General features: G+C 66.5%; 35 protein-coding genes and 1 pseudogene. All 36 read right to left on the bottom strand.

The genetic code is table 11. The features are described from left to right. Positions 1–27 precede the first annotated feature (27 nt). Positions 28–2,028: a glycoside hydrolase family 97 protein gene (locus GF405_03365; protein ID MBD3367201.1), complete on the bottom strand. Its 2,001-nt coding sequence runs from the start codon at positions 2,026–2,028 to the stop codon at positions 28–30. Between the two features lie 2 nt (positions 2,029–2,030). Beyond that, a complete protein-coding gene (locus GF405_03360; GenBank protein MBD3367200.1) occupies positions 2,031–2,414 on the bottom strand; it encodes a VOC family protein in 384 nt (127 codons plus the stop codon). Continuing rightward, positions 2,411–2,824, bottom strand: coding sequence for an arsenate reductase ArsC (locus tag GF405_03355; GenBank protein ID MBD3367199.1), 414 nt, complete (start codon positions 2,822–2,824; stop codon positions 2,411–2,413). The genes GF405_03360 and GF405_03355 overlap by 4 nt, the downstream gene beginning before the upstream one ends. An 11-nt stretch (positions 2,825–2,835) precedes the next feature. After that, a complete protein-coding gene (locus tag GF405_03350) occupies positions 2,836–3,630 on the bottom strand; it encodes a PhzF family phenazine biosynthesis isomerase (GenBank protein MBD3367198.1) in 795 nt (264 codons plus the stop codon). Beyond that, entirely contained in the window at positions 3,627–4,310 is a 684-nt protein-coding gene (locus GF405_03345) for a hypothetical protein (protein MBD3367197.1), read from the bottom strand. Before GF405_03345 ends, GF405_03350 begins: the two co-directional genes overlap by 4 nt. Further along, entirely contained in the window at positions 4,211–4,444 is a 234-nt protein-coding gene (locus GF405_03340; protein MBD3367196.1) for a peroxidase, read from the bottom strand. The genes GF405_03345 and GF405_03340 overlap by 100 nt, the downstream gene beginning before the upstream one ends. Before the next feature lie 105 nt (positions 4,445–4,549). Continuing rightward, positions 4,550–4,768, bottom strand: coding sequence for a hypothetical protein (locus tag GF405_03335; protein ID MBD3367195.1), 219 nt, complete (start codon positions 4,766–4,768; stop codon positions 4,550–4,552). A 15-nt stretch (positions 4,769–4,783) separates the two neighbouring features. Then, positions 4,784–5,050 (bottom strand): DUF493 family protein, encoded by a 267-nt coding sequence (locus GF405_03330; GenBank protein ID MBD3367194.1) that lies wholly within the window; start codon positions 5,048–5,050, stop codon positions 4,784–4,786. A 38-nt stretch (positions 5,051–5,088) separates the two neighbouring features. Beyond that, positions 5,089–5,439: a cysteine methyltransferase gene (locus tag GF405_03325; GenBank protein ID MBD3367193.1), complete on the bottom strand. Its 351-nt coding sequence runs from the start codon at positions 5,437–5,439 to the stop codon at positions 5,089–5,091. Continuing rightward, the gene (locus tag GF405_03320; GenBank protein MBD3367192.1) at positions 5,436–5,840 is read right to left on the bottom strand and encodes a hypothetical protein; all 405 of its coding nucleotides are present in this window, start codon (positions 5,838–5,840) and stop codon (positions 5,436–5,438) included. The genes GF405_03325 and GF405_03320 overlap by 4 nt, the downstream gene beginning before the upstream one ends. Then, positions 5,837–6,400, bottom strand: a complete 564-nt coding sequence (locus tag GF405_03315; protein MBD3367191.1) for a G/U mismatch-specific DNA glycosylase — start codon at positions 6,398–6,400, stop codon at positions 5,837–5,839. The genes GF405_03320 and GF405_03315 overlap by 4 nt, the downstream gene beginning before the upstream one ends. Next, positions 6,378–7,910, bottom strand: coding sequence for a GNAT family N-acetyltransferase (locus GF405_03310; protein MBD3367190.1), 1,533 nt, complete (start codon positions 7,908–7,910; stop codon positions 6,378–6,380). The genes GF405_03315 and GF405_03310 overlap by 23 nt, the downstream gene beginning before the upstream one ends. A gap of 129 nt (positions 7,911–8,039) precedes the next feature. Then, positions 8,040–8,297 carry a GlsB/YeaQ/YmgE family stress response membrane protein gene (locus GF405_03305; protein MBD3367189.1) on the bottom strand — a complete coding sequence of 86 codons (258 nt, stop codon included), beginning with the start codon at positions 8,295–8,297 and terminating at the stop codon, positions 8,040–8,042. A 105-nt stretch (positions 8,298–8,402) separates the two neighbouring features. After that, complete coding sequence (locus GF405_03300) at positions 8,403–9,341, bottom strand: hypothetical protein (protein ID MBD3367188.1); 939 nt, start codon at positions 9,339–9,341, stop codon at positions 8,403–8,405. 1 nt (position 9,342) lies between these two features. After that, a complete protein-coding gene (locus tag GF405_03295) occupies positions 9,343–9,561 on the bottom strand; it encodes a hypothetical protein (GenBank protein MBD3367187.1) in 219 nt (72 codons plus the stop codon). A gap of 14 nt (positions 9,562–9,575) precedes the next feature. Continuing rightward, positions 9,576–9,902, bottom strand: coding sequence for a DUF3795 domain-containing protein (locus tag GF405_03290; protein ID MBD3367186.1), 327 nt, complete (start codon positions 9,900–9,902; stop codon positions 9,576–9,578). A 34-nt stretch (positions 9,903–9,936) separates the two neighbouring features. Next, entirely contained in the window at positions 9,937–10,884 is a 948-nt protein-coding gene (locus tag GF405_03285; GenBank protein ID MBD3367185.1) for a phosphotransferase, read from the bottom strand. 34 nt (positions 10,885–10,918) lie between these two features. Next, a complete protein-coding gene (locus GF405_03280) occupies positions 10,919–11,155 on the bottom strand; it encodes a hypothetical protein (GenBank protein ID MBD3367184.1) in 237 nt (78 codons plus the stop codon). Between the two features lie 240 nt (positions 11,156–11,395). Then, positions 11,396–11,884 (bottom strand): polyketide cyclase, encoded by a 489-nt coding sequence (locus GF405_03275; GenBank protein MBD3367183.1) that lies wholly within the window; start codon positions 11,882–11,884, stop codon positions 11,396–11,398. Between the two features lie 3 nt (positions 11,885–11,887). Beyond that, on the bottom strand, positions 11,888–12,307 hold the full coding sequence (locus tag GF405_03270; protein MBD3367182.1) for a hypothetical protein: 420 nt from the start codon (positions 12,305–12,307) through the stop codon (positions 11,888–11,890). Between the two features lie 44 nt (positions 12,308–12,351). Then, positions 12,352–12,873: an HD domain-containing protein gene (locus GF405_03265; GenBank protein ID MBD3367181.1), complete on the bottom strand. Its 522-nt coding sequence runs from the start codon at positions 12,871–12,873 to the stop codon at positions 12,352–12,354. A gap of 76 nt (positions 12,874–12,949) precedes the next feature. Then, positions 12,950–13,342, bottom strand: a complete 393-nt coding sequence (locus tag GF405_03260; protein MBD3367180.1) for a hypothetical protein — start codon at positions 13,340–13,342, stop codon at positions 12,950–12,952. 24 nt (positions 13,343–13,366) lie between these two features. Continuing rightward, positions 13,367–14,734 carry a BamA/TamA family outer membrane protein gene (locus GF405_03255; protein MBD3367179.1) on the bottom strand — a complete coding sequence of 456 codons (1,368 nt, stop codon included), beginning with the start codon at positions 14,732–14,734 and terminating at the stop codon, positions 13,367–13,369. Further along, positions 14,640–15,326, bottom strand: coding sequence for a hypothetical protein (locus GF405_03250; protein ID MBD3367178.1), 687 nt, complete (start codon positions 15,324–15,326; stop codon positions 14,640–14,642). The genes GF405_03255 and GF405_03250 overlap by 95 nt, the downstream gene beginning before the upstream one ends. A 54-nt stretch (positions 15,327–15,380) precedes the next feature. Then, positions 15,381–15,596: a hypothetical protein gene (locus GF405_03245; GenBank protein MBD3367177.1), complete on the bottom strand. Its 216-nt coding sequence runs from the start codon at positions 15,594–15,596 to the stop codon at positions 15,381–15,383. Between the two features lie 77 nt (positions 15,597–15,673). Next, positions 15,674–16,012, bottom strand: a complete 339-nt coding sequence (locus GF405_03240) for a cupin domain-containing protein (GenBank protein ID MBD3367176.1) — start codon at positions 16,010–16,012, stop codon at positions 15,674–15,676. A 132-nt stretch (positions 16,013–16,144) separates the two neighbouring features. Then, a complete protein-coding gene (locus GF405_03235) occupies positions 16,145–16,903 on the bottom strand; it encodes a methyltransferase domain-containing protein (GenBank protein MBD3367175.1) in 759 nt (252 codons plus the stop codon). Then, positions 16,900–17,436, bottom strand: a complete 537-nt coding sequence (locus GF405_03230) for an adenylate kinase (GenBank protein MBD3367174.1) — start codon at positions 17,434–17,436, stop codon at positions 16,900–16,902. Before GF405_03230 ends, GF405_03235 begins: the two co-directional genes overlap by 4 nt. 34 nt (positions 17,437–17,470) lie before the next feature. Next, the gene (locus tag GF405_03225; GenBank protein ID MBD3367173.1) at positions 17,471–17,869 is read right to left on the bottom strand and encodes a hypothetical protein; all 399 of its coding nucleotides are present in this window, start codon (positions 17,867–17,869) and stop codon (positions 17,471–17,473) included. After that, a pseudogene (locus GF405_03220) lies at positions 17,800–18,496 on the bottom strand (NUDIX domain-containing protein). Before GF405_03220 ends, GF405_03225 begins: the two are co-directional and overlap by 70 nt. Positions 18,497–18,685: 189 nt before the next feature. After that, complete coding sequence (locus GF405_03215) at positions 18,686–18,991, bottom strand: hypothetical protein (protein ID MBD3367172.1); 306 nt, start codon at positions 18,989–18,991, stop codon at positions 18,686–18,688. Between the two features lie 192 nt (positions 18,992–19,183). After that, on the bottom strand, positions 19,184–19,954 hold the full coding sequence (locus tag GF405_03210) for a hypothetical protein (protein ID MBD3367171.1): 771 nt from the start codon (positions 19,952–19,954) through the stop codon (positions 19,184–19,186). Positions 19,955–20,109: 155 nt separating this feature from the next. Continuing rightward, complete coding sequence (locus GF405_03205) at positions 20,110–21,300, bottom strand: DUF1565 domain-containing protein (GenBank protein MBD3367170.1); 1,191 nt, start codon at positions 21,298–21,300, stop codon at positions 20,110–20,112. Next, positions 21,233–22,030 (bottom strand): alpha/beta fold hydrolase, encoded by a 798-nt coding sequence (locus GF405_03200; GenBank protein ID MBD3367169.1) that lies wholly within the window; start codon positions 22,028–22,030, stop codon positions 21,233–21,235. Before GF405_03200 ends, GF405_03205 begins: the two co-directional genes overlap by 68 nt. A gap of 71 nt (positions 22,031–22,101) precedes the next feature. Continuing rightward, the gene (locus GF405_03195; protein ID MBD3367168.1) at positions 22,102–22,569 is read right to left on the bottom strand and encodes a hypothetical protein; all 468 of its coding nucleotides are present in this window, start codon (positions 22,567–22,569) and stop codon (positions 22,102–22,104) included. Between the two features lie 242 nt (positions 22,570–22,811). Then, on the bottom strand, positions 22,812–23,336 hold the full coding sequence (locus tag GF405_03190) for an HPP family protein (GenBank protein MBD3367167.1): 525 nt from the start codon (positions 23,334–23,336) through the stop codon (positions 22,812–22,814). Positions 23,337–23,374: the final 38 nt, after the last annotated feature.

Below are 23,374 nucleotides of genomic sequence, written 5' to 3'. Positions count from 1 at the left end.
CTCCTCCAGAGCATGTCCCGGCGCACGCTACCAGCGGTGCGGCGTCAGCCTAACGGCGGCCCCGCCACCGGGCGCCAGCCGCAGCGTCAACTCGTCGTCCGATGTGAGCGTCCTCGACTCGATGGCGTAGGACGCCGGCCCGTCTCTCCAGTGAGCGTCCTCCCCGTCGACGTAGAGCGTCCCTTCGTACGTTCTCCTGGGGTCGAGGAAGTCAAGAGAGACGGTCACGGTCCTGCCCGTCTCGTCCGTTACGGCACCGATGTACCAGTCGAGGTTGTCTCGCCTCACGAAGACGCAGTAGTCGCCGACCGCGGCCTCGGGGACCCGCGTCTCGTCCCAGGTCACGGGAACCCGCTCGATGAATGCGAAGACGGGATGCTCCTCGTAGTTCTCGATGAGGTCGGCCGCCATCTGCAGTGGGCTTTCGAGCACGACGTAGAGCGCCAGCTGTTTGGCCAGCGTGCTCTTCACGCTGTTCTCGGGGCGGTTCTGCTCCTCGAAGAACATGTCGAAGATGCCCGGCGTGTAGTCCAGCGGCCCCGCGAGCATCCGGGTGAACGGCAGGATGGTCGTGTGCTCGGGCGGGTTCCCCTCGCTCCAGGCGTTGTACTCCATCCCTCGGACGCCCTCCCGCGTCATCATGTGGGGCCACGTTCTCCGAAGCCCGGTCGGCTTGATCGGTTCGTGCACATCGAGCATGATGCGGTGGCGCGCGGCCGCCTCGACGACCCTGCGGTAGTGCTGGACCATCCACTGCCCGTGGTGATGAAGCCCCGACGGGACGATCGGCCCCGCGTAGCCTGTCTTCACGGCGGGGACGCCGAGCGAAGCGTACAACCCGAGCGCGTCGTCGAGCACGTTCTCGTACGAACGGGCGTCGCCGCCGGTCTCGTGATGACCGATGATGGAGACGTCCCGTTCGCGCGCGTAGGCGACTACCTCCTCGAGGTCGAAATCGTCGTAAGGCGTCACGTAGTCGAAGGCGCCCTCCTGACCCCAGCGGTCCCAGCCGGTGTTCCATCCCTCGATGAGCACGCCGGGGATGTCGTGCCGCGCCGCGAAGTCGATGTAGCGCTTTGCATTCTCCGTGGTCGCACCGTGGGTCGCACCCTCGTGCCAGGAGTACTTCCCGATGTGCATGCCCCACCAGATCCCGATGTACGTCATGGGGCGGATCCAGGACGTGTCGTCCAGGGCGCACGGTTCGTTGAGGTTCGCAATGAGCTGCGACTCGACCAGCCCGCCGGGGGTCTCCGCGATCTGGATCGTCCTCCACGGGGTCCGGCACGGGGCCTCGGCCAGCACCTTGACGCCGTCCGGCCACGGGACGAGAGCGCTCCGGAGGGCGAGTCCGGTCCCGTCGGCCGGCACGAGCGTCATGCCGGAGTAGTCGGTCAGGTCGGCCTCGTGCAGGCTGACGTGCAGTCCGTCGGCGAAGCGCATCGTGATTGGTGTGTTCGCCGCCTCGAGTCGAGACAGCGGCGTCTTGCGATAGAGATGCTCGTAGCTGTCGAAGTCCTGCACGGTCCACCAGACCGTGTGGTCGCCGCCGAAACGGAAGGTCGACCGCTCCTCCATGATCTCGAAGGGCCCGCGGCCTCCGCCTTCGGGAAAGCGATAGCGGAACGCCGCCCCATCGTCGTACGCACGGAAGACGATGTCGAGCGTTCGACCGCGACCAGCCGTCTCGCGGAGCGTCACATCGAGTTCATTGTAGTGGTTCCTGACCCGCTCGAATGCACCCCAGACGGGCTTCCATGTTCCGTCGTGTGACCGGCGGTCGGTCGACACGAGTTCGAACGGTCCGTCGAACGGCCCGTCGCCCAGCACGAAACCGAGCTCCGACGGCAGGACGACCGGCCGCCCCCTGTGTGTGACCGCGTAGAACGGCCGCCCATCCTCCAGATGGAAGGCGACGGTGACGGTACCGGACGGCGATGTCAGGTTCTCCGGGCTCTCGAGCGCCCGGGTCCCGGATGCTCCAAGCATCATCAGTCCCCCGAGGAGCAGGAGAAGTGTGCTCCGCATTGTCAGCCCTCCGTCGACCAGCGGGGATCGTCGAAGCGCTGGATCTCGACGAGGTAGCCGTTCGGGTCGCGCGCGAAGAGATGGTAGATCCGGTACTCCTCGTTCGACTGGGGCTCCTTCTCGACGGAAACGCCCGCCTCGGTGAGCCTCTCGTACCACGCATCGACCTCGTCCGTCACGAACGTCAGGACGATGCCCCGCGTGTCCGCGGGCTCGTCCTTCAGACAGAACCCGACGTGGCAGGACGGCGAGAGCCGGTAGATGCGGCACTGGCCCTGGTCGAGAACGAGCCTGAGGCCCAACAACCCTTCGTAGAAGGCCGACGTGGCCTCGAGGTCGGTCGTTGCACAGAACGTGATGCCCGCGTCGAACCCCTGCTCGCTCATATTCCCTCCCCGAATCGCTCGTCGATCCAGCCCATGATCTCGTCGCGGACCCTTCGGAAGACGTCGAGGCGCTCATCCCTGCTGCCCTCGGCCGCCGCGGGGTCCTCGAATCCCCTGTGCTCCCTGGTGCCGCCCCCGGGAAAGAAGGGACACGATTCGCGTGCCTGGTCGCAGAGCGTCACGACGACGTCGATGTCAGCGTCGAGGAACTCGTCGACCGACTTCGAACGCTGCGACGAGATGTCGACCCCCGACTCGCGCATGGCCTCGACGGCGAGGGGCCGCACGGTTCCGGGCTCGGTACCGCCGCTCAGCGCTTCATAGCGGTCACCGTAGCGGGTCCGAAGGTAGCCTTCCGCCATCTGCGACCGCGCGGCGTTGCCGGTGCACACGAACAGCACACGTTTCATCTCCCCCCCTTCTACCACGCCAGCTCGATCTGCCCCTCGAGAAACAGCACGGCTCGTCCGCCGATGCCGACCCTGTCCCCTCTCGCGCTGCATCTGAGCTCGCCGCCGCGCTCCGAGAGCTGGCGCGCGATGAGGTCCGACTTGCCGAGACGTTCGCTCCAGAACGGGATCAGCGTCGTGTGCGTCGAGCCCGTCACCGGATCCTCCGGGACCCCGATGCCGGGAGCGAAGAACCTCGAGACGAAGTCGATCTCCTCGCCGGGCGCGGTGACGATCGCGCCGTGGACGGGAAGCGCCGCCAGCCGCTGCATGTCCGGGACGATGGCCCTGATGTCGCGTTCACTTTCATAGACCGCCATCGGATAACGCCCCCCGAGAAGGGCCGTCGGAGTCCGTCCGAGCGCCTCGACGAGCCCGGGAACCTCGGTCTCGTCCTGCGGCGGACGCGCCGGGAAGTCCAGCGTGAAGACATCGCCGTTCCTGACCACCTCGAGTTCGCCGCTCAATGTCTGAAACGTCACGTGATCGGCCTCGTTGTCGAGGATGTCGATGAGCACGAACGCCGTCGCCAGCGTCGCGTGTCCGCAGAGCTCGATCTCGGTGGAGGGCGTGAACCACCTCAGATGGAGTTCGGCTCCCTCAGGCCGAACGTACGCGGTCTCAGAGAGGTTGTTCTCCTTCGCCACGGACAGAAGCAGGCCGTCGGCGGGCCAGTCGTCGCCCCGGTGCAGCACGACGACCGCCGCCGGATTGCCCTTGAAGCGCTCGCTCGCGAACGCGTCCACCTGGTAGATCGCACGCTTCACAACGCCGCCTCCTCGTGTTCCGGGTCGCGCAGTCGGAACGACTCGCGTCGACGCCAGCATTCCCCCCGGCTTTCCATCAGACAGAGGTGGCCGGCGTAGGCGTTAATGGGCAGATGAGGTTCGGCCTCACGCGTGAACCGGCCCGCGATGGTGTCCAGCTTCCGTTTATCGTCCGCATGAGCCACCGTCAGATGCGGTACGAACGTCCTGTGCTCACCCTCATACATGCTGAGCGTCGGGAAGGCCGTCGCGGTCGCCTGAGAGAGTCTCTCAAACGGCTCTCTCGGCTCCGGCGTCATGAAAAGTACACCCGGGAACCGCTCGACTCCCGTCAGGCTGAACGAGAACGCGTCGTGGTCCTGCGCAATTCGCTCGAGCGCAGCGAGGACCTCACCGTCGATCTCGTCCGGCTCGAAGAACGGGTAGAAGACCGTCACGTGGGCCGGCATGCCGAGCGCCGCGACCGGGTCGTGCCGTTCGCGATACGGCTGCACCAGCGTCTCAGCCTGCGGTACGAAGATCACCAGACCGGTCTCGGCTCCGGCCGGGACGACGCCCAGGGGTCTGGGAACCGACGGGCTCACCGGCGACCTCCGTTCTCCGACCGGTCTCGCTCCAGCTCGACGCCCAGACCGTCCGCTGTCCTGTTGACGAAGGCGAAGTACGCGGCAAGCACGCAGATGTCGTGCACGGCGCGGTCGGTGAAACCGGCTTCCCGCAGTCTGTCGACGTCCTCGCGTCTCACCCGCTGGGGCTCCAGCGTAAGAAGCGCCACGTACCGGAGCATCGCCGCCGCGTCCTCCGGCAGCGCCATGGTTCGAGGTTCATCGGCGAGACGCGCTGCCAGGTCGTCGGCCTCCTGCGCCTCCCACCCCTCACGTTCGAGCTCTCGACGGAGCGCCGCCCCGTGATGCTCCAGTCAGTAGAGGCAGCCGTTCATCGAGGAGACCGCGACGGCGATCATCTCCCGGCGCGAGCGCGGAAGCGGTCCCTCGCCGAACGCGATCGCACGGTAGAGCGCGACGTGCGCATCGAGGACCCTAGGGCTGCACGCGTGCACGGCAAGGACGCTCGACCTCGCCAGCCGCTCTTGCTCATCCGAGAGCGGTTCGGTGCCGTCGCACTTGATGAAGGACACTCGGACCTCCGTGGGTCAGATGACCAGAACAACGGACGGATGGCTGCGCAGAGCCTCGTAGAATGCGAGCCGCTCTGATTCGCTTTCGACGCGCACGACCAGTTTCAGTGAGACATACCGCCCGGTCCTGCTGGCGTTCGACAGGGTCGAGTTCACAGGGCGGTCCCCGAACACCGAGCCGGCCGCCCGCTTGAGCGCCTCCAGGTCGGCGCCGATGACGCGGTACGACCAGCTGCACGGGTACGTCATTCGGGCGCGCATGGTCTCGGGCAGTCTCTTCACATCAGGCTCCGACAGTTAACCACCAGTCAGGAACACGGTCAAGGTGCTGACGCTGCAGGACCCCGCCATCCGTATGTCTCGAGGTCGATCCTGCCGCGCTCGTCGAACGACACGCCCTCCGCCTCGAGCAACGCCCGCTGCTCCTCGCGGCCGCGCCCGGGCGGGAGACTGATCTCCCCGCGGGCGTTGACGACGCGGTGCCAGGGCACGCCCGAACCGGGTTCGAGGGCGGCCATCGCGTAGCCGACCATCCGGGGCGAGACGCCGCCGGTGATCTCGGCTATCTGGCCGTAGCTGGCGACCCTTCCCGGCGGGACGAGTTCGGTCGTCCGCCGGATCCGCTCGTGCGCTCCTCCGCGGTGTGTCGCTCTCCCGGCCGGGACGCTCATTCCCCCGACTCCGGGGCCGGGTCCTCCTGAACGGCGATCTCCCGGAAGAGATGCCAGGAGCCCTTGGCGTCGGTGGCGCTTCTCGGTGCGCGGTCGTAGTAGATCTCGAAGGCCCGGCCGGCACCGGTCACGACGCGATAGTAGTCCCTCCCGACGCCGCGCGACCCGCGCAGGCGGGCCCTCTCCGCATGCTCCGGCCGCATGTTGGACGCCATCCTGCCGCGGCGTGTGTAGTCGTGCCACTCCGCCAGCAGACGGATCACCGTGTAGCGCTTCCCCCTCCAGACGAAGGCGGCCGGAAGGCCGGGCTTCTTCTCGAGCGCGGGCTCCGCGTCGAACTCCACCGCGATCTCCTCTGCGATGAAGCGGAGAGAGCGGACCCCGTCGTCGGTCGGCCTCACGGTCCCTCCCCCGGCCCGAATGCCGCCAGTCTGAGGTCCGCGAAGAGCGTCGACAGGTCGCCGACGCTGTAGTGGGCGTTGAGCCCGCTGGGATTGGGAAGGAGCCACAGGGGCACGCCGCCGACCGTCTCTGGCCGGAGTCCGAGCTCCGCCTCGCGCCGTCCGAACGCTATCCTGTAGGCTCCGATGCCGAGCATCGCAACGTACCGGGGTCCGTAGCGACGGGCCTTGACGGTCAGCGCGCCCAGTCCGCCCCGGAGCTCGGCCGGCGTCAGTTCCTCGGCCCTGGCGGTCGCTCTCCCGACGAGGTTCGTGATGCCGATCCCGTGCTCGAGGAGCGTCCGTTCGTCGAACGGGGACACCTCTCCGCGCGTCAGTCCGGAGCCGGCGAGCGCCTTCCAGAAGCGGTTCCCCGGGCGCGCGAAATGGTGCCCGACAGCCCCGGAATAGAGTCCGGGGTTGATGCCGCAGAAGAGGATCCTGAGCCCCGGCGCAATGACGTCCGGGACCCTTGCGCCCTCAGCCGCAAGCACCTCATCACGACTCGGGCGTCTCGGCACGTCGGTCATTCAGTTGCTCCCCGTCTCCGTCCACTTCCGCCGACCACCGCCAGACGCCGTCGGCGCACCGCACGGGACCCCCACGATGTTCGCTGGAGAACCCTGAGAGCTCCAGCGACCGGTCCGTCGGGCGCGGCGGCCTGTCACGGTGCCGGCTCCACGGAAGGCACAGCCGGACGCAGCCGCACGGCGTGTCGCCCACGGAGCCCGGGAACACCGCCGCGGGGGTGAACCCGCACCGGTCGTAGAACCGGCGTGCCGAAAGATTGCCGGCGACGCAGAGGACGAAGCCGTCCCGGCCGATGAGCGGCACGACCAGCTCAACGAGCGACCGCCCGACGCCTCTCCCGACGTGGTCCGGGTCGACGTAGAGCCAGGAGAGCTCCGGTCCCTCGGCCGTCACGAAACCGACCACGCGACCACCGGACTCGGCAACGAAGGTCCGCCCCTCGAAGAACCTGTCCTCCTCGGCGATGTCGGCCATCGTGCTCCAGCGGACCCCGGGACCGAGCGAGCCGAGTTCGACCGGTCGAGCGCTGTCGTGGATGGCGCAGACCGCCTCCCAGTCGCTGTCCGCGTACTCGCGCAGTTCGAGGTCCAGCGACGCATCGGCTGCCGGGACGACGGTGAAGTAGTACGCCACGAACTCCGTATCGGGTCCGGGATCCTCGAGGTACCCCACATGGTCTTCCCTGAACTCGTCGACGCTCCGGTTCCCCTCGCCGCGCCAGAGACGCTCAGGTATATCGTCCCAGCGTGCGAGCTCCATCCCGAGGACGCGGACCGTCGTTCTGCGTGCCCCGTTCATGTCGAAGACATCGTACGCCTCGCCAACGAACAGCGGGTCGTCGAACACATCCTCAATGAGATCGACCTCACCGAGACGGCAGATGCTGGCGGTCTTGGTACCCCGGACGATCTGGTCGACGAGGTCGTCCGACACGAACCGGAGACGTCTGCGCCGCCTCGGCCGGTCCTCCGTCACACGCGCGTCGGGCGCGAGCGTTTTCTCGAAGAGAAGCACCTCGCGCTCGCGCGTGTCCGACGCGTACGGTGTGCGTTCTCCCGTCCGGCGGAACCCCATGCGTTCCCAGAACGCGGCAGCGTCGTTGTCCTCGAGCACGCCGAGCCGCAGCCGCTCCGTGCCCCATGCCCGAAGCAGTTTCTCCGCCGTTTCATGCGCTCTCCGGCCGAGGCCTCTGCCTCTCAAGCTCTCCGGTATGACAAGGAGACCGAGGAAGTCGGTCCCGGGCCCCGGGTAGTCACGAAGGAGGTCAAGACAGCCGACGGGCTTCGTGCCGTACCGGAGGACAAAGACCCACTTGTCCGCCCGGCTGACCCCGGCCGGGATGAGATCCCAGAGGTCGCGTGCCTCCCGCCCCGTCGGACCGGCTCCCGTTGTCAGACGAACGTAGTCCGGCGCACCGTCGAAGATGCGCTGGAGCTCAACCAGCCCGTCCGTCAGCGCCGCGACACGCTCGAGACGCAGCACGCGCTTTTCCTGCCCCATGTCGCTCTCCCTCGATCTGGATGCCGCCAGACTACCACACGTCGGACACGGCCCCAAACAAGACCGGACCGGGGCCTTCAGGCCCCGGTCCTCACAGATCCGATGATCACCCGATTCAGCGGAGCCGCCCTACGGGCGCCGCCGCCCCGTCGCGCCCAGCACGATCGCGAGAAGCACGATCGATCCGACGACCGCGACGAGAAAGCTCCTCAGATTGAAGGCGAACGAGAAACCCGTGCCCGTCACGAGCTCCATGATGAGCCCGCCGATGAAGGCGCCGACGATGCCGACGATCACCGTCAGGCAGCAGCCCTGCCGCGCTCCCATGATGAGGCCCGCCACCCAGCCTGCGAGCGCGCCGAAGATGATCCAGGACAGCAGTCCCATGGTGACTTTTCCTCGCGTGGAGGGTGAACGTGCCCGCTAAAGAAGACCCAACGATACTATGGCATTCATGCGCACCGGTCAAGAGCGTGTCGAACGACCGCCATCTCACCCCCGCGGCGGAGCGAAGTGTGCGAGCCACGCCTTCATCCTGTCGCCCGGGACCAGCCCGTTGAGCGTCTCGGGATAGGCGAACGCGCCCTCGTAGACCGGACAGGTGCAGTCGTCAAGCGTCCGGGCGCGGCGGAGGCGGGGAACGCCCGGGTGAAAGTGCAGCGGATAGCTGTATCCGGGCGGGAGGTGGATGACACGGTCGGAGCCCGGCTCCCGGGAAACGAGTGCCGAGAGGATCGCCTGGTGCAGAAAGATGCGATGCAGGTCGTCCGCGCACGGCCCCTGCTGCAGGGACCGGTCCCCAATGGCGGTCCGGAAGAGCTTGAGCCACCGCGCCAGGAGACCGAGGCCCGGATCGACAGCGAACAGGTGGCTGTTGAAATACGGACGGATCTCCCTGTCATCGACGAGCGACCTGACCGTCGCAGCAGCGGGATCGGCGCCCACAAGACCGTAGACGCTCTTCCAGAACGCGTCGGGCGGAGCCTCCGCAGGAGACCCTATGTTCCGGATGTGAACCGCCCGGAACGCGGCGGCGACCTCTCCGTCGAGAGTTAGAAGGTCCGGCTCATTGACGACGAGGCACTGGGGCGCCATCCAGACCAGCGACCGGTACCGCCCGCGTGCGATCGACTCGACCTGGGCGCAGGCCGCCGTCTTCCGGCCGAACGGATACCGGACGACCTCAGCATCGGCCTCGAGTTCGACCGCCAAGAGGTTCCCCGGCCCGGACGCCTCCAGCGACCCGAGGCTGTCGGACATCGACCGGGGCTTCGTACCCGGCGGGTGCAGGACGCAGACGTCGCTTCCGGACAACCGGCCACCGAAGTCTCTGAGACTCCGGATCAGCAGCGCGGCGGAGTCCGCCTCGTCGCTGTCGTTCACCAGGATGCAGAACACGACGCGGTCGCTGGAACAGCGCGCGGATCGCACGCTACGGTCGCTCATCTTCACCGTAGAACCACATGATGTGGCGGCAGTTCCCACAGATGTAGCACTGCCCACGTGGATTCACGAAGTCGAGATCGAGGAAGCTCATCAGGCGCGTGTTGAGCTGTGCCTCACGGACCCAGAACCGCTCGTGACCGCACACCGGACACGCCAGCGCGCATCCCGCACGGGTTCTCGGTTCCGCCTTCTTGTCACTGCCCACGGCCTCGGTCCCTTCTAGGAGACTCCTCGGTCCTCACGTCTCCCTCGTCGCCCTGCCCACTCGTCGAAGCCGATCTCGTTCCAGGCCTCGAGCTGCTGGATCCTCCTGCCGTCGTCCCCCTGCTCCTCGTCGTATGCGAAGGCCTTGAGATCACTGCATGGGAAGTCCTCGCAGAGTCCGCAGTGCTCGAGTCCCCTTTCCATGCAGCAGGACGCGATCGGGCACGTTCCCCAGAACATCGCCCCCGCGGCGTCGGCGCACCCGGGGCACCCCATCCTCTCCCTGTAGTCACACTCGCCGCAGTAGATTCCGCACCGGGCGGCGTACTTCGCCTGACTCATGGACTGATCCCCTCGTGACGGTGGGTCTCCGTGCTCAGTCGACCGGCCAGAGACGGCGCGACAGCTCCTCGAGCGATGCCGCACCTGCCGCGTCTGGGACGGTTCTCACGGCGTCCACCAGCGTTGCGTACCTGTGAACGAGCGTCTGGAGCATCAATCGACGGCGCAGGTTCACCGCGTCGCCGTCCACATCGTATCCCGCGGACACAAGCAGTGTTCTCAGGAACTCCCGGTCGCCGCGTGCCAGCGTCAACCCCGGCGCAACGAGTTCGTAATCCGGGTGCCCTATGAAGGCGTCACCGAAGTCAACGAGTCCGAAGAGCCCTCGGGCCCCATCCTGCTTCGTCAGCAGCAGATGCTCATCCGTGATGTCGGCCAGCAGCAGCACGCGCCGGCCGCCGGCCCTACGGTCGATCTCGACCGTCCCGGCGAACGACTCCACATCGGAGAACGACAGGTCCATCCCACAGGGCGTCTCGCGGAGGTGCGCCCGGCCGAGCTGGCGCTTCAGAAAGCCCACCCAGTCGATCTCCAGTGCACCGAGACCCTCGAGGGACACTTCGCGCAGACGGCCGACCAGCCGCCCGACATCGCTCACCACATTCAGCTGGTCGGAGCGCGTGAGCTCGGACCACAGGTCGACCGCCGGCCGCCCGTCGACGCGCGTCATCAGAAGGTACCGCCAGCCCGCGCACACCCCGCGCCCCACGATGGCGGGCGTCCTGACGCCCAGGCGTCCCGCCAGATGAGGAGTCACCAGGGACTCGGCTTCGATATCGTCGGGGAAGAGCGGCGAGAAGAGCTTCAGAACGAGCGCATCACCGACGAAGAAGACAATGTGCGTCCCGTCGGGGCCGCGGGCCACCGCGTCGTTCTCAAGCCCGTGCCTGAGACAGATTTCCTGCGCGACGGGGGTCCAGATCGACTCGTCGTGGTAGGCCGCGCGATACTCATCCAGCGTCTCGAGGTCCAGCATCCGCACGGCTGTTCTCCGTCAGAGGTAACGTCGGGCGTCGCTAGAGACCGAACTTCGTGTACAGCTCTCTTCGTGTCGGACACGTGCAGTGAACACCGTCCTTGCACTTCGAGGCGTACGGGCAATCGACGCGGCGCTGCGTTTCGACGACGACGCCGTCGTCGGGGACCGATCGCACGACCTTGCAGACGTGTCCCTCTCCGTCCGTGAGACACTGGTATCCGTGCGGACAGAGCGTGCTGGCGTAGAGAACGTCCTTGGTCACCTCGTACTTCATATGTGCCCTCCTCGAGACACGCAGACCATCATACTACGTTCTCGAGCCCCCTTCGAGTGCATCGTCGGCATGCGTCGTGGGCTCCGGACAGGCGGCGCGCATCAGCGGACGCAGTCGAGTCGTACACTCTGCCCAAGCTCCAACGGTCCCCGGAACGATGCAGAGCACGTCACGTTCTCCGTCACCTTTCCTTCGTCCCGCCTCCGCACCAGACGACCGTCGGACAGAGCGTACCGCCGCTCAGTCCCGGCCGCGGGCCCGCGCACGACGTTCGCTCTCGCGCCCGAGAGCCTCCAGGGCGTGTTCCAGGGATGTCGCCAGCGTCGCCCGCAGCTTCCCGGGCATGATGCGCGTGAGCAGTCCGTCGAACGTCTCCTCGGTCCTGACGACCGTCCCGCCGTCGACCTCGGTGAACGTCCAGCGATGCGCCGCGCGGAGGCCCAGAGCTCTGCCGGTCCAGGAGAGGAGGTCGGGACGCACCACGTCAACGAAACGCGAGGCGATCGAGAGTCCGCCCGCCTTCCAGCGGAACCGCGATCCCGGCTCAACCCGACCGTTGTGACGCATCGCCTCGACATCCGGGTTCCAGTCGGGCCACGTGTTCAGATCTGCCAGCGTCGACCACGCGACGTCCGCAGGTGCCGCGATGCGTGTCTCGGCAACTGCCGACACGGGCGCCTGAGGATCGAGCTCGAGTGTCCTGTCGCCGCGGTTCACACCGACCTCCACAGTTCACTCACCGGTCGACTCCTCGCTCGCGGAGGTGGACTCCGGACCCGCCGTCGCCTCGGCAAGCCACGCCCTGGCCTCCTTCTCTGACTCGAAGACCCGCGTCTCCCAAGGCGCATCGACGCCCGACATCGCGTAGACGTTGGCGATGCCCCGGACGAGTGCCTCATCGGCGAGGATCGCCACTTTGACGTTCGGATTCCTGACCGCCTGGTCGCGGTCCATGCGGGAGAGCCGACGGACCGCTCGAGCGCTTCCCTCGAAGCTCTCGATGCCCCTCAGGTCGGCTATCTGGTACTTGAGCGTGTCGAACCGCGGGTCATCGTAGAGCTCGAGGTTGCTTCGGAGTATGTCGTCGTCCGTCATGACGCCCCTGTAGACCCATCGAACACCATCAGGTTCCCAGTGCGTCTCGTACGACATCGTTCCACTCCCCTGTCAGAAGAAGCAGCACAACCCATCTCGACTCACCTGATCCAGTACGCGGACACGAAGTCCGGCACGTACCCCGAGAGGCTGCGCTCGCGTGCCCAGCGTTTCAGTATCTCGTTCCGGGCCGCCCGCGTACACAGATAGCGATCATCCGGCGTGATCGAGACGCGCCACAGGTCCAGCCTGTCGGCGTCCCAGCAGGTCAGGACCGTTACGTCCCCTTCGGTCAGTCCATCCGTATGGCGCTCGCAGGCGGCTGTCAGAAGCTCGAGCTGCGGGTCCGACAGACCCAGCTTCGGCGCGCCGACGGCCGCCGCGAGCTCTGCGCCGCGCCGGCCGTGCCCGGGGTCCCTGCCGTCGTTGACGCGGCGCGCGTCATGCAGCAGGGCGAAGAACACGACGACCGACGGGTCAGCTCCCGTGACCTCCGCCAATCGCAATCCCGTTTCGAGAACGCGCGCCCAGTGTCCCATCCCGTGGACACCGTGCGGGGACAGCACGTATCCGCTGAGAACCGTCTCGATGATCTCGCTATCGAACCTGAATCGTGTCTCCATTCGCCTCGTCGCTCCGGGGAACGGTCGCTCACACAGTCCTCTCCCTGCCCACGCGCCGCCGCGGACGGATGTGCCGCTATCCGGTCACGACGATCCGACGCGCTATGCCCGGTGCCAGGTAGGTCACGACCGGAATCACGATCCAGACACGCCCGCGCAGGACGTTGTAGTCGGCAAGCAGCTTCTCCCACGCGTGACCGAAGACGAAATGCCCGGCCAGGAACTCGAAGGAGAGGGTAAGGAGCACCCAGAGAAGCCCGACCATGGCGGCATCGAGACGTGATCGGAGACCGATCCAGCGGGCGAAAGCAAGCGCGACCCCGATGATCAGGACCGAGAGCGTCACCGTGCTCAACACGTGGGCTCGTTCCTCGCCCATTCCGGGAGTCAGCAACGCGTTCCTGACCACACCGTTCAGGACAGCCACGACCGCCAGAACGCACCACACAACGAGGGCGCGTACGTACATCCTGCCTCCCGGAGACTCGTGGGATCAGAACGCCTCGCCGATCGTCAGGTAGAAGCCGCCGCCTTCCCTGCCGAGAGCGTAGTCCGCGCGAATGTGCAGGCCGGCGTCGTTGATGCGGTACCTGAGCCCCGCTCCCCCCGCGAGCTCGAGACGCTCCCGGCCCAGCCCGTCCAGGGAGGACGCAACGGCACCGACCGACCCGAAGACGGCTCCCCGGAACCTGCCCGGAAGGGGCGGACGATACTCGAACTGTACGGCAGCGCAGCAGTTGTCGCGGAAACGGCCCTCCCGGTATCCTCGCATCAGTCGGACACCCCCGAGGCGCGGCAGAGCGAAGAAGGGCACATCGCCATCAACGATCTCGACGTAGCCGCGGAGTCCGAACACGTGCTGCCCGGCCGCGGACGCGAAACGGCGCCCATCAACCTCAAGTCTCGTGAAGTCGTAGTCGCTCCACGTCCTTCGGTCATACACCAGAAAGTCGATCTCGATGAACGCGCCGGCCGTTGGGAACACGGCATTGTCGCGCGAGTCCCAGATGAGCACGGGACCGGCCCCGAAGACCGTGCCTCCATCGAACCCCTCGACAGCGCCGTCGTCCAGAAGGCCGCCCGACTCGACGTCGGCGATGTCGGTCCCGGAGACATCGGTTCTGAGCCCTGTGCGGAGACATCCCCGGGTACGCCGCGACACGACCACGCGCGCCGTCACATCTCTCGACGTGTAGGTCTCCTCGTCGTCCTCGGAGGCTCCCGGCCCGATTCCGTAGAACGCATCGGGGAACTCGCGGGCGGCCGCCTCGACCGACACGCGCCAGCGATCGTCGTCCAGGGAGAACTCCGGAAAGAACTCGAAGGAGAACTGCGCGAGCTGCGTGTAGCTCACGGCGGCCTGCACGCTCGATGGCCGCCTCTCGGACCCCAGGAAGAACCCGCCTGTGACGCCTCCACCGAACTCGGTCTCGGGCGAGTAGAACACATACGGCAGCGCGAACCAGCCTCCGGCACCTCCCGCGGCTTCATCCTCACGGTCAGCGGCCTCGGCCGAACCGTGCGAGAGAAGAGCCGGAAGAACACCCAGAAGAGCAGCAGCGACGAGCCGTGTTCCGAGGAACCGGACGGACGCAACACCCGCACTGAGCCCGGCGCCCGGCATCATCCACGACCGATGGCGCGGCACCGCGACGAACACCGAAGGTCTGCATCGGTCGGGTGTGGTGGTCCCACCGGACAAACGACTTCTCCGATACCGCCTGAGAGACGGGGTGGATGTTGCGCTGGAACCGATGCCCGCCGCCTCAGAAGTAGACCGATATGCCGAAGAGGACACCGAGGGAGTCCACGAGGAACCTGTCGGACTCAGTCTTCTTTCCGTGCGCCTCGGGGTCCTCATCGTCGATCAGCCTGTAGTACTCGCTTGAGGTGTGCTCGTACGCGCCGAGCACCTGGTACTCCGCATGGAGGGCGAACCAGTCCGCGGCGGCCCACTGCGTTCCGATCGTTCCCTGGAACCCCACGGTGTATGTGTCAGAGTCCTCCCAGGTGTCCGCCCATGCGTCGCCGTGCAGGTATCCTCCCTCATCCCGGTAAGTACGGTAGGACAGATAGGGACCGCCGCCGTAGAAGACGGAGACACGGTCACCGCGGAAGACGAGCCACTGCGTCACGAGGCTCACTCTGTGCGACCACCCCTCGGTCTCGTCCTCGCCGTATCCCTCGTACGAACCTCCCCAGTGGCCTTCCTCGATCTCGCCTGCGTCATAGGAAAGCTCGAGACCGAGACCGACTCTCCACGCGACGTTCTCACCGACGAAGCGTTGATACGCGATCGAACCGCCCTGGAATCCTTCGAGCGAGCCGATGTCCCTGATCCCGAACAGCAGCGCCTGGCCGTGTGGTCTCACAACGTCGCCCGCATGCAGAGAAGCCGCCGATCCCATGACGCAGAGAACCAGCACCGGAACGAACCAGGACCATCTGAGCACTGAAGCCTCCCTCCAGCGATACCGCGAAGGAACTGGGGGTCATCCGGCGTGTCGTCAGTCGTCGCGTGTGACTCTCCTGCGACTGACGTGTTCCCCGTACATCAGGGTGAAGAAGAGCCCCAGCAGCAGGAACATGAGGGCCCGCGCGAGCCCCCACCCCGCGGCAACCGCGCGAAGCCCCTCACCAAGGTAGATGCCGGCCGCCACAAGCGACCCGACACCGATGACGAACAGAAGCCAGCGCAGAGCCTTCGGCATCCCATCAGGCATCGTTCCCCCCGTTCGTCTCCTGCGTTTGCGGCGGTCGACCGGCCGTTTCAAGCCGCTGAGACCCTTCGGCCCGGCGGCTAGAGCAGCGTCGTCGACTCGGTCGGGCGCGGCGTCTTGACGACGAACACGCGGAGCACTCCGTCACTCTCGTTGTACCAGCAGTGCGGGATCCCCGAGGGGCTCTCGATCAGAGTATCCGGTCCGACCTCGCGCTTCTCGTCTCCGATCTCCACGATACCGGTGCCCTCGAGAACGTAGAACAGGACATCGGTATGCGTGATGTGCCTGCGCAGCGACTCGCCGGGCTCCAGTCGGATGTGAACCGCCTGAGCGTACTCAGCGTCGAGAAGCCTGCGCGCATCAATGCCGTGCGGGTTCTTCCCGGGCTCCATGTCGTTCACGACGACCGCTTTCATCCTGCCTCCGATACCCCGGGGACCGGCGTCCGTCCGGGCCGCAGCCGCACTCCGGCGTACGGCAGCACGAAAGAACGACGTGCCGGTGTTTATGGGAACGCATATCCATGATACCGGGTGCCGTTCCCAACGTCAATTGTCTCGCCCACGGGGTCTCACGCAGGCGTACACCACCTCGTCGTCGGGAACGGCCATCAGCACCGGCTCGTCCTCCGTCAGAAGATCCTCCGGTCCCAGAGCCTCTGCTTCGAATCCGGCGTCCCGAAGCCGCGCCAGCACGTCCGGACCGTATCGCCTGACATGGTCCCTCTGCCCGTAGAGCTCGAGCCGCCGCTCCGGGTCGGTGACGGAGGCGTCCTCGATCGTGTGGTTCGCCGAAACAGGGACCTGGACGATCGCGTGCCCTCCCGGGACGAGCACACGGAGCATCTCCCGCATCCCCGCGCGGTCGTCGACCACATGTTCGAGCACGTGAGAACACCAGACGATCTCGAACGAGGCGTCCTCGAACGGGAGCGCCGTGATGTCGGCCTGGAGCTGTCCGGGCCCCGGGTCCAGGTCGGCCGCCGTGTAGCGCACACCGGGAATGCGGGGCAGTCGTCTCTCGAGACAGGCCGACGGCGCCATGTGCAGCACGCGCTTCGTACCGGGTCCCAGAATCCCCGCGCGACGGGTCGCGTAGACATGCGCCAGCCGCTGGCGCTCCTCCGAGCCGCAGACGGGACACCGGGCGTCCGGTCTGAGCGCGTTCACCCCGGCCTCGACGAAGCGGCCGACCGCGCTGTCACAGACCGGACAGTACCTGGCGTGGCCGGCGAAGAACGCCCGCCTCACCGGAACCGGCAGGCTCCGGTACAGCGTGAGCGCCGCCTGTCTCAGTACACCTTTCACCTGCTCTCTCCCTGTACCGCCAGTCGGCGAACAAAGGCGTCGGCTTCGCTCTGGCCGGTCAATCTTGTCAGACGAATGTCCGGGTACCGTGCGAAACGCTCCGGATACGTGCGCCGGTGTCGGAAGTGCGTCCGGACCACCCACCAGGGAATGGCATCTGGTCGGAAGAAGGCCGCGAAGAACGTCTCGCGGTTCCCCCCGAAGAGCTCCTCACCGGTCACCACGCGCCGCCAGGTCCGTCTGACGGCCCGGCAGAAGACGACGGCGAGCGGGTAGTCGAGCCACAGCGCGTCGGTCGCCCGGGCCATGACGATGTCCTGGACGGCGCCGTAGTTGCCGTCGATGACCCAGCGGTCGGCTCCAGCACGTCGTCTCACGATGTCGCGGAAGACGTCCCGCGGCAGCCCGGTCCAGTTCGGGCCCCAGTGAAGCGCATCCAGTTCGATGTGCTCCGCCCCGATGGAATCGGCCACGCGACGCGCGAGCGTCGTTTTCCCGGACGAACTCGTACCGACCACCATCACCCGTTCCACAGGGTCTCACCCCGTCATTCCTTTGGGTGTGTGCTCAGCTTCCCCCGACGGGCGCACGCTCGGTGATCTCGGAGACGCTCCAACTCTCGTCGACCCAAAGGCCGATGACGCGGACCATGGGGAAGGCGTTCGCGACCGCGTCGACCGACGTCTTGAGCTCCTTCAACTGCTCCTCCTTCGCCGCGGCGTTACCCGCACAGTCAGCATGCGCTACGACGGCGATGACATTCGAATCGTGCTTCTCAACGGAGATGCTCACCCTATCGAAGACCGAGCGTCGCGCTTCCTTCTCCGAGGAGTCGGCCAGTATCCTGACCGGTCCCGGCTCGGTCACCGAGTCGACGTACGGCACGCCGAGCCGGTTCATGAGATATGAGATGACGGGCAGTTGAACCCGCCCGTCCATACAGTTGATGACCGTGCAGAACGCCAAGCACACGACTCCTTTCTCAGGACTCTCGGGCTGCGACCCCGTCCGCGGATCGCCCGCGGCAGCTCACCGCCCTCTTCCCGGATCCCGCTCCAGCACGGCGCGGGCGGCGCGCGCCATCTTCTCGTGATGGGCGAACCAGTCCGACACCTCGTCGATGTCCCTGTACCGGAGATCGAGACCTTCGTCCGAGAGCGTGAGGTCTCCGCCGACGACCTCGCACATGTAGAGGATCGATATGACGCCGTGCGGACCGGCGCTGCGTCCCGCGGGTCGCCAGAACACGTCGACGAGTCTCGCGGGCGACACGCAAAGCCCTGTCTCCTCGCGGACCTCGCGCACGACGCCCTCGCGGGGGCTCTCGTAGGGCTCGAGCCATCCGCAGGGCAGGCACCACGTTCCCTCAAAAGCGCGCTGCATCAGGAGGATGCGTCCGTCGTCATCGAAGATGGCGGCGTCGGCCCCGACCTTCGGCGTCACGTGCCCGAGCTCGCGCCTGAAACGTCCCCGGACCTCCTCACGCGGCAGCTCCAGCGCGAGTCCGACGTGACGCTCGACGAGCTCCATCAACCGCTCGTAGCGCGCTCGGTCGTAGTCGTTCTCCGCGTACTTCAGGCCGTTGGCCGCCATCACACGGAGTTCGTCAAGAAGCTCGAGGGCGTCCAACACATCTCCCGTGTCTGTCGCTGCGAACTACCTGCTCTCCGTCGGAAGCCGCGCTGCAAGCCACTCAGCGTAGCCGCCGATCAGAGGGTAGACCTCGTCCCATCCCCTGCTCTGAAGCTGGAGCGCCACACGGACGCTCGAGGCCTCGTCCGGTCACGTGCAGTAGACGATGAGGGTGCCCTCGGTCGGGATCTGCTCGATGACCGAATCCACATCTCCCGGCGGCACGCGGATGGCGCCTTCCGCCTTCGTCGAACCTCGCTCCCACGCGACGTCGCTTCTGGAGTCGATGAGCACGAGCGTGCGTCCCTCGGCCAACCACCGCTCGACCTGCTCGATCGTCACGCGTTCGGGACCCCCCAGTGCCACGGTCTCGCCCCCTCCTCCGCCGCTACAGCCGGCGAGCACCGCGATGAGGGTCACCAGAGTGAAGCAGTACGTGAACCAACGCGTCGACATCTGCAGCTCCCCCTCCCTTCCCCGGGACGGCGCGGCGGCCTCAGCGTGCCCGCCGTCCTCCTCTCATCCGAAACCTGACCGGAGATTACACCAGATAGACCACCGGCGCCAGTCTCCCCCGCTGCCATCGATCGGCGGGGACCGGCGCCGAAGCAGACCCGTCAAGCAAGCCGAACGTGCGTCCTCTTGCATCTACTCCACGAAGAACGAGACCGAGCGGCAGTAGGAATCGAGGCAGCCCGTGTCGTCCCATGCCTGAAGTCTGAACTCGCGTTCGCCGACTCCGGACACCGTGAACGCGACCGAGGTATCTGTTGTCGTGTGCCAGTACGCTTCATCCGGCAGGAGCGCATACTGGTACCCCGCGACCTCTCCATCCACGTCGGCTCCCTGCCAGGCGACAGTGAACGACGTGCCGACGGTCTCGCCGTGCGCCGGGCGGAGGATCTCGGACGTCGGAGGATGATTGTAACGGAATGCGTACGAGGCCGCCTCGGACTCCCACAGTCCCTCGACGTCCTGCGCCAGCACGGTGAACTCGTGGATCACGTTTCCGCCCGTCGGCATGTTCCGGCTCTCGATGTAGTGCACGCTCCCGCTCTCCGCGGTCGAGGAAAACCACCACTCTCCTTCGTAGGAAGGACAGTCGAGTTCGACCACCTGCTCGTAGTTAAGGCCGAGTCGCACGACAGCGATGCCGCCGGAGAGACCAATACGTTCCTCAGGATCGACGGAGCTCCACCGGAGCCAGATCGTGTCTCCGTTGGCGACGGTCACTGTCCCGCTGGGCTCGTCCGGTTCGAGTATCGTGGTCTCGGGCGGGAGGTTGTCCCACGCCGGCTCCGCCGTGTCGCCGCAGCCGGCCAGCATGATGGAGAGAGAGACAGGGAGACAGAGTATCAGAGAAATCGGCGCATGGTGACTCCAGCGTGAGACCCGCCCGCCTCTTCCGGCCTTCCTCATAAGACACCTCCACATCGGGTCACATCCTGAAGGTAGGATACGGTCATGGTGCGCTCGACAGAGCGCTGACGGCTCTGTCGAGCGCGACGCCGCCGGTCGTTCTCCATGCACCCTCCGCGCAACCGACGTCATCCCGACGCCTGCCTCAGCGTCGATCAGCGGTACAGCGCCTTGATCGCGCCCCATGAGGCCGGTTGCGCGCTGGAGGCGCAGCCGGGCATGTTGCAGAACGGGTATGTCGTCACGCAGACACCGATGCCGGGGTCGTCCTCACAGTCGAAGACGTTCGCGTCGATCACGTCGGGGTCTGTCGTCCCCCACCAGTTCCACGTCGCGTACCAGATCCACGTCTGGCCGTCCGTCACCTCGAGGTCGTAGTTCGTGTTGCCGTATATGTCGTTGTGCCTGAGTTCGGTCTCGGGAAGTCCCTCGTGCCGAACGCCGACGGCGTTGTGCCTGATGATGTTGTTCTGCACGGTCCCGTCGGACACGAGCAGCAGTCCGGCGTCGCCGTTCGACTCGATGATGTTGTTCTCGACCGTGTAGTTGAAACCGGTCCAGATGCCGTACTCCGTGTTGTTGTGAATGTAGTTGCAGTCGATCACCGGTTCCTCACAGCACGCGCCGACGATGCCGCTCGCGTTGTACGAGATCTCGTTGTTCTCGATCGTGCCCCAGTAGTGATAGGTCCAGAGACCGGAGCCCGGATTCGCCGTTATGACATTCCCGCGGATGACGCTTTCCTCCCGGCACTGGGAGGCGTCGAGCGCGTGTGAGGACCCGCAGTTCATCACCACGTTGTCAATGAAGACGAGCGTGCCCCCGGCTTCGCCGTACTCACCGCCGCGCTCAATGATCTCGGCGATGTCCAGGAACATCAGGCCGCGGAGGTCCATGTGCGCGTCCCAGACGTCCTGCGGGATGAAGAACGCGGAGGTCACGCCGTCGCCGGCGAGCACGGTTTGGTCGGCACCCTCGATGCCGACGACGGATGGACTGTCGGGACCCAACGTCAGAGGCCATCCGGTCGAGCCGCCGCCGACCTGGTGAACGTCCGGGGACATGAGCACCGTGTCCCCCGCGCCGACACTCGCCCAGGCATCCGGCAGCGTAAGGTAGTCGCCCGTACCGTCCGGATCGACCGTTACGAACGCCCCCGACGCCGACAGAGGCAGGACCAGAAGCAGACAGACACCGATGCAGATGCGTTTCATCGTGCTCCCCCTTCCATCTGTTCTCGAACCGCCCTCGAAGCCGTCGCCGTCACTCCCGAGAAACTCACGCAGATCCGTCGATGAGTGACGCGATCGCCTCTCCAAGTTCCTCCGGGGCCTCTTCCTGCACATAGTGACCCGCCGACTCGAGCCTGAGTACCTCGGCGCCCGGAAGCGCCTCGATCCACGTCTGGAGCTCCTTCTCCCGAAACGCGATGTCCTTCATCCCCCAGGCGATGAGCGCCCGCTTCCCCTGGAGCGCCTCGCGCCGCTGCCACAATTTCCGGAGCCACGGCGTCGACCCGACGATCTCGCGCGGGAAGACCGCCGATCCGGTCCGCTCGACCGGGGTTCCGAGGGGCGTCAGATAGTGCTCGTGGATGGCCTTCGTCAGCAGGCGCCTGTCGCCGTAGGCCTCGGGCATCACGACACGGACGAAGAAGTTGAAGCGCCTGATGAGGAACCGGCCGACAGGTCCCCCCACGAACCCGCTGAAGGCCCTGTAGTACGTGTCATCGTCGACCGGCCACATCCACGTATTGAGGATGACGAGGCCGGCCACCCTCTCGGGGTGCTCGAGCGCGTACGAGAGCCCCGTCGGTCCGCCCCAGTCCTGCACGACGATGGTGAACCGGGCGAGCTCGAGCGCCTCGATGAACCTCGCGAGATTGCGGGCGTGCTCCTCCGGGCGGTACGACCAGCCGACGGGCTTATCCGAGAGACCGAAGCCGATGTGGTCGGGTGCGACGCACCGGTGGTTCGGAGCCAGCCGACGGATCAGATGTCGATACAGGAACGACCACGTCGGGTTCCCGTGGACCATGAGGATCGGTGGGCCACGTCCCTCGTCGACGTAGTGCATCCGGCCGGCCGGCACGTCGAACCAGTGCGACTCGAACGGGTACGCCGCGCGGTCGATCCAGTCGTTGCCGTTCACCTGGCATCCCCCGCGTCGATCGGGCGCGTCCGGACGACGCGCGTTCCGGCCACCCGGTCGCCGAACCGGGCGCACTCCTCCGACGTCGAGATGAGCACGGCCGCGAGAATCCCGAACGCAGGAAGGCCGTCGACCACGCGCAGCAGATTGCGCACGAGCGAGCGCACGAGACCGGGACGACCTCCGTCCGGCCCGATGACGCGGACGCCGGAGACGAGCTTCCCGGGAGTCGCGCCGGCCAGGGCCTCGAAGAGCACGAAGTAGACGAACATCACGATGAGGAAGGCGATGCACAGCGGATCGGTCACGAACCAGCCTGCCGCCCAGCGATGGTCCGCGGCGGACATGAGCCAGGTGCCCTTGACGAGCCTGGTGATGGGAAAGAAGAACAGCGTCATGATGAGCAGGTCGACCAGGACCGCGACGAGCCGAACGGATGCACCGGCGCAGCGTCTCATGACCATTGCTCCCGTCGTGCCTCACCGCAGGAGCCCGGCACCCCTCCGTGGCGAAGACGCAGAAACTGCGGCGACGGGCGCCGCTGACGGCGTCCGGACCGCAGCTCTCTCTGTCGGGTCGCTGTCCTCATGGAAGCCTCAACTCCATCTTACTGCGTTGAGGATGCTTCAGTCAATGACTGTGCGTCAATCCGCACCCGGCAGGATCTTCTGAACGTTGGGGTGGTAGGTCGCGTCGTCGACCCGGCTCACCCATCCGCGCGGTGCAGCGCGGCGGTCTCCGGGGCGGCCACGAGGTCCCTGAGGAACGGCCTGAGAAGCCTGTGCAGCAGCGCCAGCACGAGCACGCCCACGACCACGCCGAGCACGATTCGCCACGAGAAGCCGGTCATGAGCACGCCGAGCGCTGTTCCGGCGGCGGGCGGGTGCTCCGTGTTCGTCACGGCCATCGTGAACATGGCCCCGCCGACGGCGAGGGCGTACATCGCATCCTGAGCGATGACCGCGTCGACCTGGATGAGCGCAAAGACGGAGCCGAAGAGAAGGCCGATCACGTGGCCTCCGACGACGTTCCGCATCGATGCCGTGACGCTGCTCGGCACGGCGAAGACCGTGAACGCCGTCGCGGCGAGCGAGGCGGCGACGACGAGGTTCTGCTGTCTGAGCGCCGCGAGGACCACGAAGATGCTGGCGGCCGCGAAGGCGCTCTGAAGAACGTAGTTGACCCAGTGCGGGCCGAATCTGTCATCGAACGGAGGGCCCAGAGGGGCCATGGTCCTCCCGTCGTTCGAGCCTTGTGGCGCACGAGCAC

The organism is Candidatus Effluviviaceae Genus V sp. (assembly GCA_014728125.1).
Taxonomy (GTDB): Bacteria; Joyebacterota; Joyebacteria; order Joyebacterales; family Joyebacteraceae; genus WJMD01.
This window is presented reverse-complemented; position numbering and strand designations above follow the sequence as displayed.

What these genes read in the sequence shown, in the direction of transcription:
- GF405_03255 (MBD3367179.1), bottom strand. Translation starts at nt 14,734, where the DNA reads ATGAGGACCCCGAGGCGCACGGAAAGAAGACTGAGTCCGACAGGTTCC.
- GF405_03290 (MBD3367186.1), bottom strand. Translation starts at nt 9,902, where the DNA reads ATGAGTCAGGCGAAGTACGCCGCCCGGTGCGGAATCTACTGCGGCGAG.
- GF405_03360 (MBD3367200.1), bottom strand. Translation starts at nt 2,414, where the DNA reads ATGAGCGAGCAGGGGTTCGACGCGGGCATCACGTTCTGTGCAACGACC.
- GF405_03240 (MBD3367176.1), bottom strand. Translation starts at nt 16,012, where the DNA reads ATGAAAGCGGTCGTCGTGAACGACATGGAGCCCGGGAAGAACCCGCAC.
- GF405_03265 (MBD3367181.1), bottom strand. Translation starts at nt 12,873, where the DNA reads ATGGAGACACGATTCAGGTTCGATAGCGAGATCATCGAGACGGTTCTC.
- GF405_03245 (MBD3367177.1), bottom strand. Translation starts at nt 15,596, where the DNA reads ATGCCTGATGGGATGCCGAAGGCTCTGCGCTGGCTTCTGTTCGTCATC.
- GF405_03260 (MBD3367180.1), bottom strand. Translation starts at nt 13,342, where the DNA reads ATGTACGTACGCGCCCTCGTTGTGTGGTGCGTTCTGGCGGTCGTGGCT.
- GF405_03190 (MBD3367167.1), bottom strand. Translation starts at nt 23,336, where the DNA reads ATGGCCCCTCTGGGCCCTCCGTTCGATGACAGATTCGGCCCGCACTGG.
- GF405_03200 (MBD3367169.1), bottom strand. Translation starts at nt 22,030, where the DNA reads ATGCACTACGTCGACGAGGGACGTGGCCCACCGATCCTCATGGTCCAC.
- GF405_03270 (MBD3367182.1), bottom strand. Translation starts at nt 12,307, where the DNA reads ATGTCGTACGAGACGCACTGGGAACCTGATGGTGTTCGATGGGTCTAC.
- GF405_03325 (MBD3367193.1), bottom strand. Translation starts at nt 5,439, where the DNA reads ATGAGCGTCCCGGCCGGGAGAGCGACACACCGCGGAGGAGCGCACGAG.
- GF405_03355 (MBD3367199.1), bottom strand. Translation starts at nt 2,824, where the DNA reads ATGAAACGTGTGCTGTTCGTGTGCACCGGCAACGCCGCGCGGTCGCAG.
- GF405_03310 (MBD3367190.1), bottom strand. Translation starts at nt 7,910, where the DNA reads ATGGGGCAGGAAAAGCGCGTGCTGCGTCTCGAGCGTGTCGCGGCGCTG.
- GF405_03280 (MBD3367184.1), bottom strand. Translation starts at nt 11,155, where the DNA reads ATGAAGTACGAGGTGACCAAGGACGTTCTCTACGCCAGCACGCTCTGT.
- GF405_03210 (MBD3367171.1), bottom strand. Translation starts at nt 19,954, where the DNA reads ATGAGGAAGGCCGGAAGAGGCGGGCGGGTCTCACGCTGGAGTCACCAT.
- GF405_03195 (MBD3367168.1), bottom strand. Translation starts at nt 22,569, where the DNA reads ATGGTCATGAGACGCTGCGCCGGTGCATCCGTTCGGCTCGTCGCGGTC.
- GF405_03205 (MBD3367170.1), bottom strand. Translation starts at nt 21,300, where the DNA reads ATGTGCAGGAAGAGGCCCCGGAGGAACTTGGAGAGGCGATCGCGTCAC.
- GF405_03365 (MBD3367201.1), bottom strand. Translation starts at nt 2,028, where the DNA reads ATGCGGAGCACACTTCTCCTGCTCCTCGGGGGACTGATGATGCTTGGA.
- GF405_03305 (MBD3367189.1), bottom strand. Translation starts at nt 8,297, where the DNA reads ATGGGACTGCTGTCCTGGATCATCTTCGGCGCGCTCGCAGGCTGGGTG.
- GF405_03215 (MBD3367172.1), bottom strand. Translation starts at nt 18,991, where the DNA reads ATGTCGACGCGTTGGTTCACGTACTGCTTCACTCTGGTGACCCTCATC.
- GF405_03340 (MBD3367196.1), bottom strand. Translation starts at nt 4,444, where the DNA reads ATGGCGCTGCCGGAGGACGCGGCGGCGATGCTCCGGTACGTGGCGCTT.